The sequence below is a fragment of the Citrobacter sp. wls619 genome, assembly GCF_005281345.1.
Taxonomy (GTDB): domain Bacteria; phylum Pseudomonadota; class Gammaproteobacteria; order Enterobacterales; family Enterobacteriaceae; genus Citrobacter.
Genome location: NZ_SZXJ01000027.1, coordinates 39,363 through 56,073 on the forward strand (window position 1 = coordinate 39,363; position 16,711 = coordinate 56,073).

Sequence of the window (16,711 nt, forward strand, 5' to 3'; positions counted from 1 at the left end):
TCCGTCATATGCAATTTAATATCCCTACATTGCTCACGCTGTTTCGCGTCATTCTGATCCCATTCTTTGTATTGGCGTTTTATCTGCCATTCACTTGGGCTCCCTTCGTTTGTGCGCTGATTTTCTGTATCGCAGCCGTTACCGACTGGTTTGACGGTTTTCTGGCGCGCCGTTGGAACCAAAGCACGCGTTTCGGGGCGTTCCTCGATCCGGTGGCTGATAAGGTCCTGGTGGCTATCGCGATGGTGCTGGTGACGGAGCACTACCACAGCTGGTGGGTGACATTGCCTGCCGCCACGATGATCGCGCGTGAAATTATCATTTCAGCGCTGCGTGAATGGATGGCAGAACTTGGCAAGCGTAGCAGCGTGGCGGTGTCGTGGATCGGTAAAGTCAAAACAACATCGCAAATGGCGGCACTGGCATGGCTGCTGTGGCGTCCAAATATCTGGGTAGAGTATGCCGGGATTGCACTTTTCTTTGTCGCCGCGATTCTGACTTTATGGTCAATGTTCCAGTATTTGAGCGCTGCACGGGGAGATTTGCTTGATCAGTGATCGTTTCGACGCAAATTTCAGCAAACGATCGTCAGTGGTGAAAAATATCGTTGACTCATTGCGTCAGGTAAGTAGAATGCAACGCATCGAACGGCAGCACTGATTGCCAGACGATAACAAAATCAAGTGATTAACAAAGTTACTTGGTGATGCGGGAATAGCTCAGTTGGTAGAGCACGTAAAACATCGGCATTTGCGGATGTTTGGCTGTAAAGCCAGAAGATTTCGGCGCGTTAGCAAAGCGGTTATGTAGCGGATTGCAAATCCGTCTAGTCCGGTTCGACTCCGGAACGCGCCTCCAATTTCTTCCCGAGCCCGGATGGTGGAATCGGTAGACACAAGGGATTTAAAATCCCTCGGCGTTCGCGCTGTGTGGGTTCAAGTCCCACTCCGGGTACCATGGGAAAGAACAGAATAATCAAAGCAATAAGCAGTGTCGTGAAACCACCTACGGGTGGTTTTTTTGTGCCTGAAACGGACTGACAGCTTATAGCTTGCGTCGCAATACCCACCTGTAAAGCAAAACCGCCAAAACGCCCAATTCACCAACATGATTTAGCCCATTCGTTTATCGGCGAATAGGCGTGCTCAGCCTAAACCCGCCCCGGGCCGGATTGTTCATGAACCCATCACGGGCGGGGTTATCGTTGTTGTTCTGAAAACCGCTCATTATGAGGGGATCGTTAATGCCATCCTGAATCACAAAGGGTCTGTGGATCCGGTTACGGGCTCTGAGCGTAAACGCAAAATCATCCGCTCCGCCAATCACGATAACGCCATTACCGGCAGCTAACGCAGCACTCAACTCTTGCTCTCTTTGAGCCTGACTTTGCAATGTGCCGGCTGCAACAGATGAAGACGCCAACAGCAGTAGCGCAAGGACGGCGCATGAAAATACCCGTGGCAGTTTCATGATAAATACTCATAAATAATATGGCTATTAAAGTATAGCGTTTGATGTCGCTCTTATCCGGGCGGCAAACCACCATTTTCTGGCTGCTGAGGCGGTGATTCTGGGAGGCCTGGCCGTGTAATTAAGCACTATAATAAAAACAGCTCACAGGTGATTATGCCTGTTCGTAGCACAGGCAGGTGCCGCAGATTTTTCACCCCATAGGGGAGAGAAGGCGATGGCTGACTATCAGTTTTCCACAGTCTGGCGGGTTGAGGCTTCACTGCAGGATGTCTGGGATGTTTTCTCCCACCCGGATCAGTGGCCAGAATGGTGGAGAAGCCTTGAGCGTGTTGTTGAGATTAAAAAAGGCGATATACAGGGAGTCGGAGCGTTGCATCGTTACACCTGGAAGGGTGTGCTTCCGTATCGTCTAACCTTTGATATCAATGTATTAAATATTTTGCAGTACTCTCTTCTTGAAGGTGCTGCCAGCGGCGAGGTTGAAGGGCGCGGGGTATGGTCTTTTATTGATATCGGTAAGGAGACTATTGTCAGGTACGACTGGAATGTACGAACCACGATTCGCTGGATGAATATACTTGCCCCACTGGCAGCGCCGGTATTTCGCTGGAATCACGATACGGTAATGCGCGAGGGGGCGAAAGGATTAGCCCGTAAACTTGGCACCCATGTGTATATATTCTGATTCAGAGCCTATCCCATTAGGGCTATTTTGCTTGCCATTTCGCCGCTGGCAGTGCTCAAACTGTTTGCGCCAATAACGCTTGCTGGGATAGGTTCTTCGTCCCCTGTTCTCAGGGGCCGTTTTATCCCTGAAAGTTAAAAATCCCGCCGTTGCTAACCTTAATCGCCTTGGAATAGGCACACAGTGCTGGATCGTTCGCCACGATACCACCATCGACCAGGACATTCTTTTACGGCAATGGGGGAAGTGAGTAAATACGCGCTGCTTCGAAATACGTCGGTGCTGCGGAGGTACCTGCATTTAAATATAGACAGGTTTTTGGCGGTGTTTCCTTAATAAGGATGAGGGATCTTCATGCCACCATTACTGTACTTTCGCGCCGGTAAGTGGCTTAATGGCGGCCACGTAGTTTCTTATTTCATTCACAGTTAACAGGTCTGTTATTGATGAATAACCTCCATCGACTCGCCTTTTTATGTCAGCGTCTGTCTGCTGTGATGATCGCCTGCGGTTTTTTATTCAGCCGTCGCTCAACTCTCATAACATGGACAGACAGCAATGCAACGTCGACAATTTCTCAAAAATAGCGTTCTCCTTTCCGCCGCCGGTATAGTCGGCCCTTCGATTGTTAGCCGCACGGTCCAGGCTGCTGAGACTGCAACCGTGCCGGTGGCACGTCGGCGCTTTGTGCTATCGCAAACGTATAAGCTCAACCCACCAAAGGGGTCGAGTGGCGTCGTGAAGTTGTGGATACCTTTGCCGGTCGATACCGCATTCCAGCAAATGACAAATCTTGCTTTTAGCGGCAATTACAAACAAGCGTACGTCACAACCAACAATGTCTATGGCGCGAAAACGTTGTTTGCCAGTTGGCCCGACTCGCAGGGAGAACTGCTGATCAAGGTTGATCTCGACATTGAGACAGCCGATTGGGAACCGCTGCAGCATGACGCGTTAAAAAACTGGCAAGCGCCGGAACAGATTATTTATCCGCTGGATGCAAAACCGTATCTGCTGCCAACAACGCACACCCCGATTGATGGGCAGGTCCTGGAAACTGCGCGTAAAATTACCGGTAATGAACAAGACCCGCTGAAAAAAGCTCGCCTGATTTACGAGTGGGTGAGCAGTCATATGGAGCGTGATAATGACGTTATCGGCTGCGGAACCGGGGATGTAGCGGAGATTTTGAAAAGCGGGAAGCTCAAGGGAAAATGCACCGACATGAGCTCTGTTTTTGTCGCCCTGGCCCGAGCCAGCGGTATTCCTGCACGTGAGTTGTTCGGGATTCGTCTGGGGAAAGCAAACAAGCTGGAGCGCTACTCAAAAAGCGCATTTGGTAAAGCCGACAGTGCAGGTGTTGCTGATGTTAGCGGGGGGCAGCACTGCCGTGCGGAGTTCTACCTGGCGGGTTACGGCTGGTTACCGTGCGATCCGGCCGATGTGACCAAAATGCGCCTGGCGGAGAAAAAAACGCATCAGGATGCGGACGTCCAGGCGGTGAATACCTATCTGTTTGGCAACTGGGAAATGAACTGGGTTGGCTTCAACTATGGTCGTGACTTTGAACTGTACCCGGCTACAGAGCAGGGCGCGATGAACAACTTTGGTTATCCTTATGCTGAAGTGGACGGTGACCCCATCAATTTCTATGACCCGAAAGCGTTCTCTTACCGCTATGTCGCAACAGAACAACGCTAAAGGGGCGGGATTGACCCTGCTGACGGCCGCCGCGGCTGCCGTCACGGCTGGCTTATGTTGCATCGGACCACTGCTGTATCTGCTGTTTGGTATTTCGGCGGCGAGCTTCGCTGTGTTCACTCAGTTTGAGTTTCTGCGCATTCCCCTGATGTTGCTGTCCTTAGGGCTATTGTTGCGCGTTTTCTGGCGGCTCTACTTTTCTAAAAAACTATGGTGTTCCGGATGGCTGTCCCTGAAGCAAGCTCGCGTTCTCTACTGGTGTGCGTTGGCGCTGATTCTGCCGGTGTTGTTTTACCCCACGATCGTGGCCTGGTTTTATGAGGTGTTTGAGTGAAGATTATTACGTTAATCGCATGTTTGCTGCTGCCATTGTGGACTCAGGCCGCCAATCAGAAAGTGGTGCTGGATATCCAAAATATGACCTGCTCGCTCTGTGTCATTTCTGTCAATCAGGCGCTACGAGAAACGGATGGGGTGATTAAAGCCAAATCTTCGCTTAAAACCCGACAGGCAGAGGCTATCGTCCCGGAGGGATTTTCTACCGATACGCTCCTTAACGCGGTGGCGAAAACGGGGTATACCGCAACGTTGAACCGTATTGAGCCACAATAAACCACCTTAGGGTGGTTTTGTTCTGTTTTCCGCGTATGATGCCCGGCGGCTGATGCTCCCTTTTGTGCGTTAACTACCGGAATTCCCCTCGTTTCCTGTTAACCTGAATTGGCGGTACCTGTAAGCTGCTCATGCCCATTTGGATCTGTTATCCCACCAGCCATGTAAGATAATCACAGGCAAGAATTTTTACTAAGGAAAAGCGTTATGAAAACGGGACCACTAAACGAGAGCGAACTGGAATGGCTGGATGATGTACTGACTAAGTACAATACGGACAAGTCTATTCTGGATGTGTCAGAGCTGGATGGCTTACTGACGGCGGTGCTCAGCTCACCGTATGAGATCGAGCCAGAGCAGTGGCTGGTCGCTATCTGGGGCGGTGCACAGTATGTTCCGCGCTGGTCCTCCGAAAAAGAAATGGCGCGTTTCATGAATCTTGCGTTCCAGCATATGGCGGATACGGCCGATCGTCTGGATGAGTTCCCGGAGCAGTTTGAACCGCTGTTCGGCCTGCGTGAAATTGAAGAGCATGAGCTGACTATCGTAGAAGAGTGGTGCTTTGGCTATATGCGAGGCGTCGCGTTGTCGGATTGGTCAACGCTACCTGATTCACTGAAACCCGCTCTCGATGCGATTGCGCTACACGGGACAGAAGAAAACTTCGAGGTGGTAGAGAAGCTGACGCCAGAAGCATTTGAAGAGAGCGTGGATGCCATTCGTCTGGCGGCTCTGGATCTGCACGCTTACTGGATGGCGCATCCACAGGAAGCACCGGTTAACGTTCCGGTAAAAGTTGATGCCAAAGTGGGGCGCAACGACCCATGTCCATGCGGCAGTGGTAAAAAATATAAACAGTGCTGCCTGCATTAAGAGAGAGGGGCGTAAGCCCCTTTTACTTTACTGAGTCAAAAGTAGGCCTGATAAGCGAAGCACCATCAGGCAAAATCTCCGTTAACCCACTTCAGGCAGCAGCCCTGCGGCAATAGAAAACTGCACGGCTATCACCACGATGCCGCAAATAAAGACCAGCGCCAGCGCTGGCGTGCCACCTACTACACGGTAGTTTGCCTGCGGGTTGTGCTTTCTGCTCCGCCAGGCCAGCATGGAGGGGATCAACAGAGCCAAAACGGCCAGGGCAACGCCTGCATATCCCAGCGCCATGACAAAACCTCGCGGATAGAAAAGAGCAAATGCCAGCGGTGGCAGGAACGTCACGACGCCCGTTTGCATCCTGCCGGCCACAGTATTACGCCGCTGAAAGAGATCGGCCAGGTAATCAAATAACCCCAGTGCGACACCGAGGAAAGAGGTTGCCAGTGCGAGGTCGGCAAACAGATGCACGGCCAGTTCGACGTGCGGCGAAGCCACGACTTCACGTAATGCCTGTAACAAACCGTTTAAGCCAGCGTGATTGGCTAAGAGCCCCATAAACGTTGACGAGTTAATGCTACCGAGCGTGGCCAGTTGCCAGAAAATATAGGCCACTAACGGGATGGCGCTACCGCTGATAAACACCCAGCGCAGTTTACGGATGTTGCCGTTCATGTAGCTGACGATGCTGGGTACGCTACCGTGAAAACCAAATGAGGTAAAAATAACCGGGATCGCGGAGAGCGCCAGGCCTTGTTGAAGCGGCAGGGTAAGCAGGTTCACCTTATGAATATGCGGCATCAACAGCGCGAGCATTGCCACCAGGAAGATGATTTTGGCGCTGAACAACAGACGATTGAACAAATCAACCAGTGAGGTCCCGACGCACACCACGCCACCGGCAACAAAGGTGAACAGCAATACGCCTGTGGTGGGCGAGATGCTGGTTCCGGTCCAGTCGCTGATGCTGGAGGCCAATAGCTCGCCTGCACCACTGATGTAGGCGGCGGTCAGGGCATACATCAAGAACATCATGCTAAAGCCCGTTACCCACTGCCCGTATCGGCCAAGATAGCGTTTTGCCAGCGTGCCAAGCCCGGTGTCTGCCGGTACATGCTGGTACACTTCAAGCAGCAACAGCGCGGTGTAGCACATCAGGGCCCATAATCCAACCAACAACACCAGCGTGACGCTAAACCCCACGCCTGCCGCCGCCAGCGGCATTGCCAACATACCGGCACCAATCGTGGTTCCCGCCACGATAAAAATACTACCCAGGGTTCTGTTTTTCACGCTTTCCTCTGTCCCAGAGATAATCAACGGTTATATCTGCGGCGCAGGTTAAGGCATAACGCTATTTTCGTCAAATCACCGTTACAAGTGCTGTATATTAATATTTACAGATATTGGGGCTTAAGATGTATTAAAAATGACATTTATCTGCGCTCTGCCCGCATAAACCTGCGTTAGCGCAAAGCAGCGTTGTACGGTTCACATTAGGCTACGGACTTTATTGAGGAGGTAGTATGGAATCTATTCACGGTCACGAAGTGCTCAACATGATGATTGAATCTGGTGAGCAGTATTCACATGCCAGCCTTGAGGCGGCGATTACCGCGCGGTTTGGTGAGCAGGCACGTTTTCACACCTGTTCAGCAGAAGGCATGACGGCGGGCGAGCTGGTCGCGTTTTTAGCGGCGAAGGGGAAGTTTATTGCCAAAGAAGACGGCTTCTCTACGCATGAAAGCAAGATCTGCCGCCACTAAGATTCTCGAATAACGGTGGCAAACTGCCACCGTTACCCAACAACATTAATTCTGTGTATCAAGGGTTGCCAGTTCTTTATCGATGAAATAAAGACCTTCGCCACTTTTACCGGCCAGCGATAACTTATCGATGACAGATTTAAATAATTTCTCTTCTTCATGCTGCTCAGCAACATACCACTGCAGGAAATTAAAGGTCGGATAATCCTGGTGAGTCATTGCCGCATGCGCCAGTTCATTAATTTTCTGGGTGATCAATTGTTCGTGCTCATAGGTTACACGGAACAGTTCATCCAGGGACGCATATTCTGCAAACGGTGAAGAAACGGTATTAATACGCGGCAGGCTGCCGGTATCCGTCAGGTAATCGAACAGACGCTGCATATGCGTCATTTCTTCCTGGGCGTGGCGACGCAGAAACGCGGCCGCACCTTCGAAGCTGTGATAGCTGCACCACGCACTCATCTGTTGGTAGAGCAGGGACGAATATAATTCAAGATTCATTTGCTCATTCAGTTTGTCGATCATTTCTGTTTTCAGCATGGTTCTGCTCCACGAACGTTATTATATATTGACGTGGCGCCACTATAATTTGTTATTTAATTATTTGCAAAAGGTAAAATAATAAATTTATTTATTAAAAATGCGAATGGGAATAAAACGCATTAACGCTATTAAATTGATGATATAAATAAAAATAGAATAGATGACCAGCAGATGTGCTGGTCGGAATGATTAATAATGGAAAGTGGAATTTTGTGGTACGGCAACACCGTGACACTGCCAGGACTGCGTGATTTTTGTATTCAAACACAAAGACCCGGCATAAACGCTGCAGGTCGCAACCGGCTGGCCAAATCCGACAGCACTGGCATAACCCATGCGCTGACATGCTTTTGTCGCCGTACCCTGGGCGACATAGTCGTCGGTACGTGCTGTTTGTAGCATGGCCTGGTTGTAAGTCAGACGAACCACGCCGGTAATGTTGCTGGCTTCGCTGACCTGAGCCTGCTTAGTGATAGTGCATCCCGTCAGCATGAGCGGTAAGAGGGCAAGAATAAAGGTCTTCATGAAATCGCTCTGAAAAATCGGTGATACGCTATCCTGACATACATCACGGCTAATCAATGGCCTGAATAGCCAGAAGATCACCTGCGATTAATCACAACGACACCCTGTGTATGAGTCAATTCTGAAGGCTGGCGTAAAAACCGTGAGCATCTCGATATTTTATGAAACTTAATTTCATAAAATTTGAAAGCTGATTTGCTAAATAGTAATGTGACTGAAATGTCATGACTTACGGCGGGCCACCCGCGGCGCATTCAGGAGAGTACACAATGAAAATTGCATTGATGATGGAAAACAGCCAGGCAAGCAAAAACGCGATCATTCACCATGAACTTAAGTCTGTCGCGGATGAAAAAGGTTTTCCTGTGTTCAACGTCGGGATGAGCGACGAAAATGATCACCATCTGACTTACATCCATCTGGGCATCATGGCCAGCATTCTGCTCAATTCAAAAGCGGTTGATTTCGTTGTCACGGGCTGCGGTACGGGTCAGGGGGCCATGATGTCACTGAATATTCACCCCGGCGTGGTGTGCGGCTACTGCCTTGATCCCGCGGATGCGTTCCTGTTTGCGCAGATCAACAACGGTAATGCGCTCTCGCTGGCCTTTGCGAAAGGGTTTGGCTGGGGGGCTGAACTGAACGTCCGGTATATGTTTGAAAAAGCGTTTACCGGTCGTAATGGTGAAGGTTATCCGCCGGAGCGCAAAGACCCGCAGGTGCGTAATGCGGGGATTTTGAACCAGGTAAAAGCGGCAGTAGTAAAAGAAAATTATCTTGATACCCTGCGCGCTATCGATCCTGAGCTGGTGAAAACCGCCGTTTCAGGTCCACGTTTCCAGCAGTGTTTCTTTGAAAACTGCCAGGACAAAGCGATTGAAGCCTTTGTCCGTGAAGTGTTTGGCTAAACCCGGTTGGCCCGATGGCGTGAACTATCGGGCTTATCGACGCTTATTTGACACTGCGCTTCCCGCATCGCGGGTAAGCCGCAGGGTATCAACCATTCCTATCAGGCAAATTATGGCGATAGCGACGAATGCCAGCCGGAAACTGATGCCGGGTATCGCTCCCAGAGACAACCATTCACTCACTTGATCCCCGATACGGATCCCGATAGCCGCCAACGAAATCCCCAATCCAACAGCCAGTTGCGTCGCGGTACTAAACAGCGTATTGGCATAGCTCATCTGCGATGCAGGAACATCCGCAAATGCCAACGTGCTGACACCGGTAAACTGAATTGAGCGAAAAACGCCGCCCAGATACAGCACCAGTAAAATTACCCATACGGGGGTTTGCGGCGTGATCAGCGCACAGGCCAATAGCGCCAGCACATTAAGCGCGCCGTTTATCAGCAGCAGCTTTTTAAAGCCTAACCAGCGTATTAACGGCGTAGTCGCGGGTTTAATCGTCAGGTTGCCAACAAACACGGCCAATACCAGTGAACCGGCATGAAAAGCATTCATGCCAAATCCAACCTGAAACATCAGTGGCAACAGAAAGGGTACCGCGCTGATAGAGGCACGAAACAGCGAGCCTCCGTACATCGTGACACGAAATGTAGGCACGCGCATGGCATCCAGACGAATCATCGGCCACGCGGATTGGCGAAAATGGCACAAGGCATACAGGAAGGTGGCTATTCCAAGTGCCAGAAGTCCCACGGTTAACCAGCCCTGCGGCTGTTGGGTTCCCAGCAGTTCCATCGCATATACCAGACTGACCATCGCGACCGATGTGGCAATAAAGCCGGGAAAATCGAATGGGCGACGTTCGTCATCATGAATATCCGGGATAAAACGCAGCGCCAGCGCTATCGCCAGCAACCCCAGCGGCACATTAATAAAGAAGATCCAGCGCCAGTTGGCATAACTGGTAATAAATCCGCCCAAGGGGGGGCCAATAATCGGGGCCACTAAGGCAGGCCAGGTCAGGGTGGCGATCGCGGTGATCAACTGATGTTTAGGCGTGGTACGCAGAACGGCGAGGCGGCCGACCGGTACCATCAGTGCCCCCCCGACACCCTGTAAAATGCGCATTGCCACAAAGCCTTCAATGCTGGTGGCGAGTCCGCATAAGACTGAGGCGAAGGTAAAGATCGCCAGTGCCAGGGTAAACACTTTTCGGGCACCAAAACGATCGGCAATCCAGCCACTGGCAGGGATGAGAACCGCCAGCGTAATCAGATAAGCACTGATGCCGATGTTCAGATCAACGGCCTGCACGCCGAAACTTTTTGCCATATCGGGCAGGGCCGTCGCAATCACCGTGCCATCGATGAACTCCATAAAGAAGGCCCCGGCGACCAGTAGTGCAGCCGGAGAAAGACCCCGTTTATTCTCAACCGCTAAATGTTCACTCATGTTGTGCTTGCCATCTCAAACGAAATTAACTGGGTCTGTTTTTTATTTTCAGCGCGGTTGTACTGCTTGCACCGCTACCGTTTCGAGCGCTGAATGGGTACTATGACGACCTTTCTATAAGGAGCTCACTATGTCCCAAACACTGAATGCCGATCAGGAACTGCTCTCGGACGTTGTTGCCTGCCAGTTGGTTATCAAGCAAATCCTGGATGTTATTGATGTTATTGCCCCGGTAGAGGTTCGGGAAAAAATGTCCAGTCAACTGAAAAACATCGACTTTTCCAGCCATCCCGCGGGCGCTGATCCCGTTACGATGCGCGCAATTCAAAAAGCGGTTGCGTTGATCGAACTGAAATTCACCCCGCAGAATGAGTCTCACTAAAATAAACCGTTGTTTCAGGTTTTAGAAAGGTTTTTTTTGCGCCTCTCAGAACGGGAGGCGCAGATGTGTTGCGATCGGATATCAGTGATGTTGGTAGTTTACGACGTTTAGCAGATGCTTATCCGTTTGCGCCATACACAGTCCAGCACGTTTAGCGCTACGAACTTCATCAAGAATCGTTTGTAACAGCACGCCATCCTGCTGCTGTTCTTTTTCCAGATCATGAAGAAAATCAGCGGTTGACGCGTCGTTCAACGCTTCTGCTTCATCCGTCAGACGCGACAGCGTACGGGAACGCTGCTGATAATCTTCCAGCGTTTTCTGAAACAGTTCTTCAAGGGATGTTAGGTCATCACCGGGAATATCGATGGCCTTGACGATGGGGTTAGCCCCTGCGCTTTTCATAAAATTAAACATACGCATCATTTGCGTCACGTTACCCTGCGCCTGAGTGCGCAGAAACGTCGCGGTGCCTGTCAGGCTGTGTTCATAGCACCATTCACTAAGGTGGAGGTAGAGATTCGATGCGTAAAACTCAAGGTTCATTTGCGTGTTGAGTTTGTGAACAATTCCAACTGCAGCCATATCAATATCCTTATTTCCAGAAAGGAGAAGTACGTCACCAACGCCAGTGCAACGGGCTGCCGTTGCACTTCACATCTACGTACGAGTAATACTGTTAGCAGAATAAATCCGTTCCGCCGGTCCTTTAGGTGATCACGAATTATATTCGCTTCCGATCGTGAATCAGCATAGCGCGTGCCAGGCATCAAGAAAATCCTTAAAACCATCTATTTATGTTTTTTTACATATTGGTATAGCAATATTCTTGACCATGTCATTTGTGTATATAAATGATGTGAATGTAATTAGATGATTTATAATGAATTTATGTAAAATAAAGATAATGAAATGCTGTTTCAAGTCTCAAAATTAAATTTCATGCCGCGGTATTCTATGACGTCTGGTGATTATCACTGTTGGTTTTGATGGGAATTATCCGGTGAAGTGATGTGCCTGAAAATTATCTTCAACCTAATTTCTTGCGCCAGATCAGTTTTAATAAATTTAACGGAATGAATTATTCGGCATTTGTTGTTGGATATCGGTGGATTAATCGAGGAGTTGTATATGAAAAAAGTGGCGGTGTTGCTGGCACCCGGTTTTGAAGAGGCTGAAGCCATTGTGACTATTGATATTCTACGTCGCCTGCAAATTGAGGTTGAGACGCTGGCCTGCGCAGAGTCCCGTGCGGTGGTGAGCTATCATGACGTGCCAATGGTGACCGACAGTACGCTGGAGGCCCGTCGGGATGCCTTCTATGATGCGATCGTGTTGCCAGGGGGCCCACAGGGTAGCGTAAATCTTGCCGCCAGTGCTGCAGTTGTCCAGTTTGTCTCTCGCCATGATGATGCAGGAAAACTGATTTGCCCGGTTTGTTCGGCAGCCGCACGAGTGCTGGCGGGTAATGGGTTGCTGAAAGGACGGCGCTACGTGTGTTCAGGTGAGCTGTGGCAAACCATCACCGACGGCGAGTATGTCGACGCGCCTGTTGTTGAAGATGGCAATCTTATCAGTGGCAAAGGACTGGGCCATATTTTTGATTTTGCGTTTACGCTTTCTGCACGTCTGTTAGAAGACGATATTCCTGTTCGCGATCACGCTGACCATATTTATTACCCCTGGTAATCACTGGACTCCCGGATGTTTCGATATTCGGGAACAAGGATTCACTGGCTGAGGTTATGGATTAATCTGCTATTTCTTATTTTTCCTATTCTGAAAATTGTGTTTTTTTATGTCATTTCCCGCTGAATTTATGTACGCAACTACTGTAATTCTAGGGTGTGATGCCGCTCTCTTATGGAGAATCAATTTCCCGCTAAAAATACTCTCAGCACTGGCATTGATCTTATCAATAAAAGGTAATGCCTTGTTTTACGTCCGAATTACAAAAAATCGTTTGATTTTACCCTACATAAAAGAACGTTAAAGCTGGAGTTAACCATGCACAAATTCACTAAAGCGCTGGCGGCCATCGGTCTGGCTGCCATTATGTCACAATCCGCTATCGCTGAATCCATGAAGCTCGGTTTCCTGGTTAAACAACCGGAAGAGCCCTGGTTCCAGACAGAGTGGAAGTTTGCTGATAAAGCCGGTAAAGACCTTGGGTTTGAGGTGATTAAAATTGCCGTTCCAGACGGCGAGAAAACCCTTAATGCTATCGACAGCCTGGCGGCAAGCGGTGCAAAAGGATTTGTAATTTGTACGCCGGACCCAAAACTCGGGCCTGCCATTATGGCAAAGGCGCGTGGCTATGACATGAAAGTCATCGCGGTTGACGATCAGTTCGCCAATGCGAAAGGTAAGCCAATGGATACCGTGCCATTGGTGATGATGGCCGCAACCAAAATTGGTGAACGCCAGGGCCAGGAACTGTACAAAGAGATGCAGAAACGTGGCTGGGATGTGAAATCTTCTGCTGTAATGGCGATTACCGCCAACGAACTGGATACCGCGCGCCGCCGTACCTCGGGTTCGATGGAAGCGCTTAAAGCTGCAGGCTTCCCGGAAAAACAGATCTACCAGGTCCCAACCAAATCTAATGATATCCCTGGCGCATTCGACGCCGCAAACTCCATGCTGGTTCAACATCCTGAAGTTAAACACTGGCTGATTGTCGGGATGAACGACAACACCGTGCTGGGTGGCGTGCGCGCTACCGAAGGACAGGGGTTTAAAGCAGCAAACGTGATTGGTATCGGTATTAACGGTGTTGATGCCATTAGCGAACTCTCCAAAGGGGAAGCCACCGGATTCTACGGTTCACTGCTGCCTAGCCCGGACGTTCACGGTTATAAATCCAGCGAAATGCTCTACAACTGGGTCACCAAAGGCGCAGAACCGCCGGTGTTTACTGAAGTTACCGATGTGGTGTTGATTACTCGCGACAACTTCAAAGAAGAACTGGCGAAAAAAGGCTTAGGCGGCAAATAACGCAACTGCCGTAAAACGATCTTATCCGGCCTACAAATAATGCCCTGAGTAGGCCGGATAAGGCTACGCCGCCATCCGGCAACCGTTTAGATCCACGGAGACGTTATGCAACAGTCTACCCCGTATCTCTCATTTCACGGCATTGGCAAAACCTTCCCTGGCGTAAAAGCGCTAACGGATATTAGTTTCGACTGCTATGCCGGTCAGGTGCATGCACTGATGGGTGAAAATGGCGCCGGGAAATCAACATTATTAAAAATTCTCAGCGGTAACTACGCGCCAACCACGGGATCTATAGCGATCCGCGGACAGGAGGTTTCGTTTGCGGACACAACCACTGCGCTGAATGCCGGTGTCGCCATTATTTACCAGGAATTGCATTTGGTGCCGGAAATGACCGTCGCCGAGAACATCTATTTAGGTCAGCTTCCGCATAAGGGTGGGATTGTGAACCGCTCATTGTTGAACTACGAGGCGGGGCTGCAGTTAAAGCATCTGGGAATGGATATCGATCCTGATATTCCGTTGAAATATCTCTCTATCGGCCAGTGGCAAATGGTGGAGATTGCTAAGGCGCTGGCGCGGAATGCCAAGATTATCGCTTTTGATGAACCCACCAGCTCTCTTTCCGCCAGGGAGATTGACAACCTGTTTCGCGTAATTCGTGAGCTACGCAATGAGGGCCGCATCATTCTGTACGTTTCGCACCGCATGGAGGAGATTTTCGCCCTCAGCGATGCCATAACGGTGTTTAAGGATGGCCAGTACGTCAAAACGTTTACGGATATGCAGCAGGTTGATCACGACGCACTGGTACAGGCGATGGTGGGGCGTGATCTTGGGGACATCTATGGCTGGAAAGCCAGACCTTATGGCGCGGAGCGTTTGCGTCTGCATGAGGTAAAAGCGCCAGGCGTGCGCACCCCGATCAGCTTATCGGTGCGTAGCGGCGAAATCGTCGGGCTGTTCGGCCTGGTTGGTGCGGGACGTAGCGAATTAATGAAAGGTTTGTTTGGCGGGACGCGAATCACACAAGGCCAGGTGTTTATTGACGAACAGGCGATAGATATCCGCAAACCCAGTCACGCCATTGAAGCAGGCATGATGCTGTGTCCGGAGGATCGCAAAGCCGAAGGGATCATCCCGGTCCATTCGGTACGCAACAACATCAATATTAGTGCGCGCCGTAAACATGTCACGGGGGGATGTTTGATCAACAACGGCTGGGAAGAGACCAATGCTGACCATCATATCCGTTCACTCAACATTAAAACGCCGGGTGCAGAGCAACTGATCATGAATCTCTCTGGCGGTAATCAGCAAAAGGCCATTCTGGGGCGTTGGTTATCGGAAGAGATGAAAGTGATTTTGCTGGATGAGCCTACCCGTGGCATTGATGTTGGTGCGAAGCATGAAATTTATAACGTGATTTATGCCCTGGCTGCGCGCGGTGTTGCCGTGCTGTTTGCCTCCAGTGACCTGCCGGAAGTTCTTGGTGTCGCCGACCGCATTGTGGTGATGAGAGAAGGTGAGATCGCAGGTGAATTACTTCATGAACAGGCGGATGAACGCCAGGCGTTGAGCCTTGCTATGCCTAAAGTCAGCCAGGCAGTCGCCTGAATAAGGAGAGTATGATGTCTTCCGTTTCTACATCGGGTTCGGGCGCTGCGAAGTCGGCGCTAAATCTTGGCCGAATTTGGGATCAGTACGGGATGCTGGTGGTGTTTGCCGTGTTGTTCCTGGTTTGCGCTCTTTTTGTGCCAAACTTTGCGACTTTCATCAACATGAAGGGGCTGGGACTGGCGGTATCGATGTCGGGTATGGTTGCGTGCGGGATGTTATTTTGCCTGGCATCCGGCGATTTTGACCTCTCGGTAGCGTCCGTTATTGCCTGTGCAGGGGTGACGACGGCAGTGGTCATTAATATGACCGAAAGCCTGTGGATTGGCGTGGCGGCAGGGTTGTTGCTCGGCGTTCTGTGTGGTCTGGTGAATGGTTTCGTGATTGCACGCTTAAAAATTAACGCGTTGATCACGACGCTCGCCACCATGCAAATTGTTCGCGGTCTGGCCTACATTATCTCCGACGGTAAAGCGGTGGGTATCGAAGACGAGCGCTTCTTTACGCTTGGCTATGCCAACTGGTTAGGACTGCCGGCGCCGATCTGGTTAACCGTGGGCTGCTTTATTATTTTTGGCCTGCTGTTGAATAAAACCACGTTTGGTCGTAATACGCTGGCAATTGGGGGCAATGAAGAAGCGGCTCGTCTGGCTGGGGTGCCGGTCGTTCGCACGAAGATTATTATCTTCATTCTCTCCGGTCTGGTATCCGCCGTGGCAGGGATTATCCTGGCATCACGTATGACCAGCGGCCAGCCAATGACCTCTATCGGTTATGAGCTGATCGTGATTTCAGCCTGTGTGTTAGGCGGCGTTTCGCTCAAAGGCGGCATCGGAAAAATCTCATATGTCGTTGCAGGGGTGTTAATTCTGGGGACGGTCGAGAACGCGATGAACCTGCTGAATATCTCTCCATTCGCACAGTATGTGGTGCGCGGTTTGATCCTGCTGGCGGCGGTGATCTTCGACCGTTACAAACAAAAAGCTAAGCGTACTGTTTGATGATTTAAATCCCAACTTTTTAGTCTAGCTTCGACATATCGCCAGCCGCTACCCGGCTGGCGATTGTTTTTCTAAATGGCGAGCACGGTCACACTGTCTATACTTATACCCGTCATACATCCTATATACGGCGCGATCCGCGCGGCGTACAGACCATGACGAGGAGG

At 50.4% G+C, this 16,711-nt stretch carries 19 protein-coding genes and 2 tRNA genes; 15 read left to right on the forward strand and 6 right to left on the reverse strand.

Annotated elements, in window-relative coordinates; translation table 11 throughout:
- Window positions 1–8: 8 nt before the first annotated feature.
- From pgsA to FDX19_RS02910, 3 genes are all read left to right on the forward strand, one after another.
- Window positions 9–557 carry a CDP-diacylglycerol--glycerol-3-phosphate 3-phosphatidyltransferase gene (gene pgsA, locus FDX19_RS02900; protein ID WP_003030490.1) on the forward strand — a complete coding sequence of 183 codons (549 nt, stop codon included), beginning with the start codon at window positions 9–11 and terminating at the stop codon, window positions 555–557.
- 227 nt (window positions 558–784) lie between these two features.
- Window positions 785–858: transfer RNA gene (locus tag FDX19_RS02905), tRNA-Cys, on the forward strand.
- A gap of 12 nt (window positions 859–870) precedes the next feature.
- Window positions 871–957, forward strand: a tRNA-Leu gene (locus FDX19_RS02910).
- A 168-nt stretch (window positions 958–1,125) separates the two neighbouring features.
- On the opposite strand, the gene FDX19_RS02915 is transcribed toward FDX19_RS02910, so the two are convergent.
- Window positions 1,126–1,470: a hypothetical protein gene (locus FDX19_RS02915; RefSeq protein WP_137381535.1), complete on the reverse strand. Its 345-nt coding sequence runs from the start codon at window positions 1,468–1,470 to the stop codon at window positions 1,126–1,128.
- Between the two features lie 217 nt (window positions 1,471–1,687).
- Between FDX19_RS02915 and FDX19_RS02920 the strand changes: the two genes are divergently transcribed.
- The 5 genes from FDX19_RS02920 (at window position 1,688) to FDX19_RS02945 (ending at window position 5,344) form a co-directional block, all read left to right on the forward strand.
- A complete protein-coding gene (locus tag FDX19_RS02920) occupies window positions 1,688–2,158 on the forward strand; it encodes an SRPBCC family protein (protein WP_137381536.1) in 471 nt (156 codons plus the stop codon).
- Window positions 2,159–2,716: 558 nt separating this feature from the next.
- The gene (locus tag FDX19_RS02930) at window positions 2,717–3,859 is read left to right on the forward strand and encodes a transglutaminase-like domain-containing protein (RefSeq protein WP_137381537.1); all 1,143 of its coding nucleotides are present in this window, start codon (window positions 2,717–2,719) and stop codon (window positions 3,857–3,859) included.
- Entirely contained in the window at window positions 3,837–4,193 is a 357-nt protein-coding gene (locus FDX19_RS02935) for a mercuric transporter MerT family protein (protein WP_137381538.1), read from the forward strand. Before FDX19_RS02930 ends, FDX19_RS02935 begins: the two co-directional genes overlap by 23 nt.
- Window positions 4,190–4,471, forward strand: coding sequence for a heavy-metal-associated domain-containing protein (locus tag FDX19_RS02940; RefSeq protein ID WP_048211334.1), 282 nt, complete (start codon window positions 4,190–4,192; stop codon window positions 4,469–4,471). Before FDX19_RS02935 ends, FDX19_RS02940 begins: the two co-directional genes overlap by 4 nt.
- A 207-nt stretch (window positions 4,472–4,678) precedes the next feature.
- Window positions 4,679–5,344, forward strand: coding sequence for a YecA family protein (locus FDX19_RS02945; RefSeq protein ID WP_137381539.1), 666 nt, complete (start codon window positions 4,679–4,681; stop codon window positions 5,342–5,344).
- 81 nt (window positions 5,345–5,425) lie between these two features.
- Here FDX19_RS02945 and tyrP read toward each other — a convergent pair whose 3' ends face one another.
- Window positions 5,426–6,637: a tyrosine transporter TyrP gene (tyrP, locus tag FDX19_RS02950; protein ID WP_005127721.1), complete on the reverse strand. Its 1,212-nt coding sequence runs from the start codon at window positions 6,635–6,637 to the stop codon at window positions 5,426–5,428.
- Between the two features lie 233 nt (window positions 6,638–6,870).
- Here tyrP and FDX19_RS02955 point away from each other — a divergent pair, with 233 nt between their 5' ends.
- Entirely contained in the window at window positions 6,871–7,110 is a 240-nt protein-coding gene (locus FDX19_RS02955; RefSeq protein WP_005127720.1) for a YecH family metal-binding protein, read from the forward strand.
- Between the two features lie 45 nt (window positions 7,111–7,155).
- On the opposite strand, the gene ftnA is transcribed toward FDX19_RS02955, so the two are convergent.
- Together ftnA and yecR are read right to left on the reverse strand one after the other, a co-directional pair.
- Entirely contained in the window at window positions 7,156–7,653 is a 498-nt protein-coding gene (ftnA, locus tag FDX19_RS02960; RefSeq protein WP_005127719.1) for a non-heme ferritin, read from the reverse strand.
- A gap of 192 nt (window positions 7,654–7,845) precedes the next feature.
- The gene (gene yecR / locus FDX19_RS02965; RefSeq protein WP_137381540.1) at window positions 7,846–8,181 is read right to left on the reverse strand and encodes a YecR family lipoprotein; all 336 of its coding nucleotides are present in this window, start codon (window positions 8,179–8,181) and stop codon (window positions 7,846–7,848) included.
- 269 nt (window positions 8,182–8,450) lie between these two features.
- Between yecR and FDX19_RS02970 the strand changes: the two genes are divergently transcribed.
- A complete protein-coding gene (locus FDX19_RS02970; RefSeq protein ID WP_137381541.1) occupies window positions 8,451–9,089 on the forward strand; it encodes an RpiB/LacA/LacB family sugar-phosphate isomerase in 639 nt (212 codons plus the stop codon).
- Between the two features lie 33 nt (window positions 9,090–9,122).
- On the opposite strand, the gene FDX19_RS02975 is transcribed toward FDX19_RS02970, so the two are convergent.
- Window positions 9,123–10,544 carry an MFS transporter gene (locus tag FDX19_RS02975; protein WP_137381542.1) on the reverse strand — a complete coding sequence of 474 codons (1,422 nt, stop codon included), beginning with the start codon at window positions 10,542–10,544 and terminating at the stop codon, window positions 9,123–9,125.
- A gap of 130 nt (window positions 10,545–10,674) precedes the next feature.
- Between FDX19_RS02975 and FDX19_RS02980 the strand changes: the two genes are divergently transcribed.
- Entirely contained in the window at window positions 10,675–10,926 is a 252-nt protein-coding gene (locus tag FDX19_RS02980; RefSeq protein WP_137381543.1) for a DUF2766 family protein, read from the forward strand.
- Window positions 10,927–11,007: 81 nt separating this feature from the next.
- On the opposite strand, the gene FDX19_RS02985 is transcribed toward FDX19_RS02980, so the two are convergent.
- On the reverse strand, window positions 11,008–11,511 hold the full coding sequence (locus FDX19_RS02985; protein WP_137381544.1) for a non-heme ferritin-like protein: 504 nt from the start codon (window positions 11,509–11,511) through the stop codon (window positions 11,008–11,010).
- A 546-nt stretch (window positions 11,512–12,057) separates the two neighbouring features.
- Between FDX19_RS02985 and FDX19_RS02990 the strand changes: the two genes are divergently transcribed.
- The 4 genes from FDX19_RS02990 to araH all read left to right on the forward strand — a co-directional run bounded on the left by FDX19_RS02990 (window position 12,058) and on the right by araH (window position 16,544).
- Window positions 12,058–12,615 carry a DJ-1/PfpI family protein gene (locus tag FDX19_RS02990; protein ID WP_137381545.1) on the forward strand — a complete coding sequence of 186 codons (558 nt, stop codon included), beginning with the start codon at window positions 12,058–12,060 and terminating at the stop codon, window positions 12,613–12,615.
- A 318-nt stretch (window positions 12,616–12,933) separates the two neighbouring features.
- Window positions 12,934–13,923: an arabinose ABC transporter substrate-binding protein gene (locus FDX19_RS02995; protein WP_137381546.1), complete on the forward strand. Its 990-nt coding sequence runs from the start codon at window positions 12,934–12,936 to the stop codon at window positions 13,921–13,923.
- 105 nt (window positions 13,924–14,028) lie between these two features.
- The gene (araG, locus tag FDX19_RS03000; RefSeq protein WP_115643238.1) at window positions 14,029–15,543 is read left to right on the forward strand and encodes an L-arabinose ABC transporter ATP-binding protein AraG; all 1,515 of its coding nucleotides are present in this window, start codon (window positions 14,029–14,031) and stop codon (window positions 15,541–15,543) included.
- Window positions 15,544–15,557: 14 nt separating this feature from the next.
- Complete coding sequence (gene araH / locus FDX19_RS03005; protein WP_137381861.1) at window positions 15,558–16,544, forward strand: arabinose ABC transporter permease AraH; 987 nt, start codon at window positions 15,558–15,560, stop codon at window positions 16,542–16,544.
- Window positions 16,545–16,711 lie beyond the last annotated feature (167 nt).

Bases quoted from the DNA above. Each gene is read 5' to 3' on its own strand.
- FDX19_RS02915 (WP_137381535.1), bottom strand. From the start codon at position 1,470: ATGAAACTGCCACGGGTATTTTCATGCGCCGTCCTTGCGCTACTGCTG.
- FDX19_RS02990 (WP_137381545.1), top strand. From the start codon at position 12,058: ATGAAAAAAGTGGCGGTGTTGCTGGCACCCGGTTTTGAAGAGGCTGAA.
- FDX19_RS02980 (WP_137381543.1), top strand. From the start codon at position 10,675: ATGTCCCAAACACTGAATGCCGATCAGGAACTGCTCTCGGACGTTGTT.
- FDX19_RS02945 (WP_137381539.1), top strand. From the start codon at position 4,679: ATGAAAACGGGACCACTAAACGAGAGCGAACTGGAATGGCTGGATGAT.
- pgsA (WP_003030490.1), top strand. From the start codon at position 9: ATGCAATTTAATATCCCTACATTGCTCACGCTGTTTCGCGTCATTCTG.
- araH (WP_137381861.1), top strand. From the start codon at position 15,558: ATGTCTTCCGTTTCTACATCGGGTTCGGGCGCTGCGAAGTCGGCGCTA.
- FDX19_RS02995 (WP_137381546.1), top strand. From the start codon at position 12,934: ATGCACAAATTCACTAAAGCGCTGGCGGCCATCGGTCTGGCTGCCATT.
- ftnA (WP_005127719.1), bottom strand. From the start codon at position 7,653: ATGCTGAAAACAGAAATGATCGACAAACTGAATGAGCAAATGAATCTT.
- FDX19_RS02920 (WP_137381536.1), top strand. From the start codon at position 1,688: ATGGCTGACTATCAGTTTTCCACAGTCTGGCGGGTTGAGGCTTCACTG.
- FDX19_RS02930 (WP_137381537.1), top strand. From the start codon at position 2,717: ATGCAACGTCGACAATTTCTCAAAAATAGCGTTCTCCTTTCCGCCGCC.
- yecR (WP_137381540.1), bottom strand. From the start codon at position 8,181: ATGAAGACCTTTATTCTTGCCCTCTTACCGCTCATGCTGACGGGATGC.
- araG (WP_115643238.1), top strand. From the start codon at position 14,029: ATGCAACAGTCTACCCCGTATCTCTCATTTCACGGCATTGGCAAAACC.
- FDX19_RS02975 (WP_137381542.1), bottom strand. From the start codon at position 10,544: ATGAGTGAACATTTAGCGGTTGAGAATAAACGGGGTCTTTCTCCGGCT.
- FDX19_RS02970 (WP_137381541.1), top strand. From the start codon at position 8,451: ATGAAAATTGCATTGATGATGGAAAACAGCCAGGCAAGCAAAAACGCG.
- FDX19_RS02955 (WP_005127720.1), top strand. From the start codon at position 6,871: ATGGAATCTATTCACGGTCACGAAGTGCTCAACATGATGATTGAATCT.
- FDX19_RS02935 (WP_137381538.1), top strand. From the start codon at position 3,837: ATGTCGCAACAGAACAACGCTAAAGGGGCGGGATTGACCCTGCTGACG.
- FDX19_RS02985 (WP_137381544.1), bottom strand. From the start codon at position 11,511: ATGGCTGCAGTTGGAATTGTTCACAAACTCAACACGCAAATGAACCTT.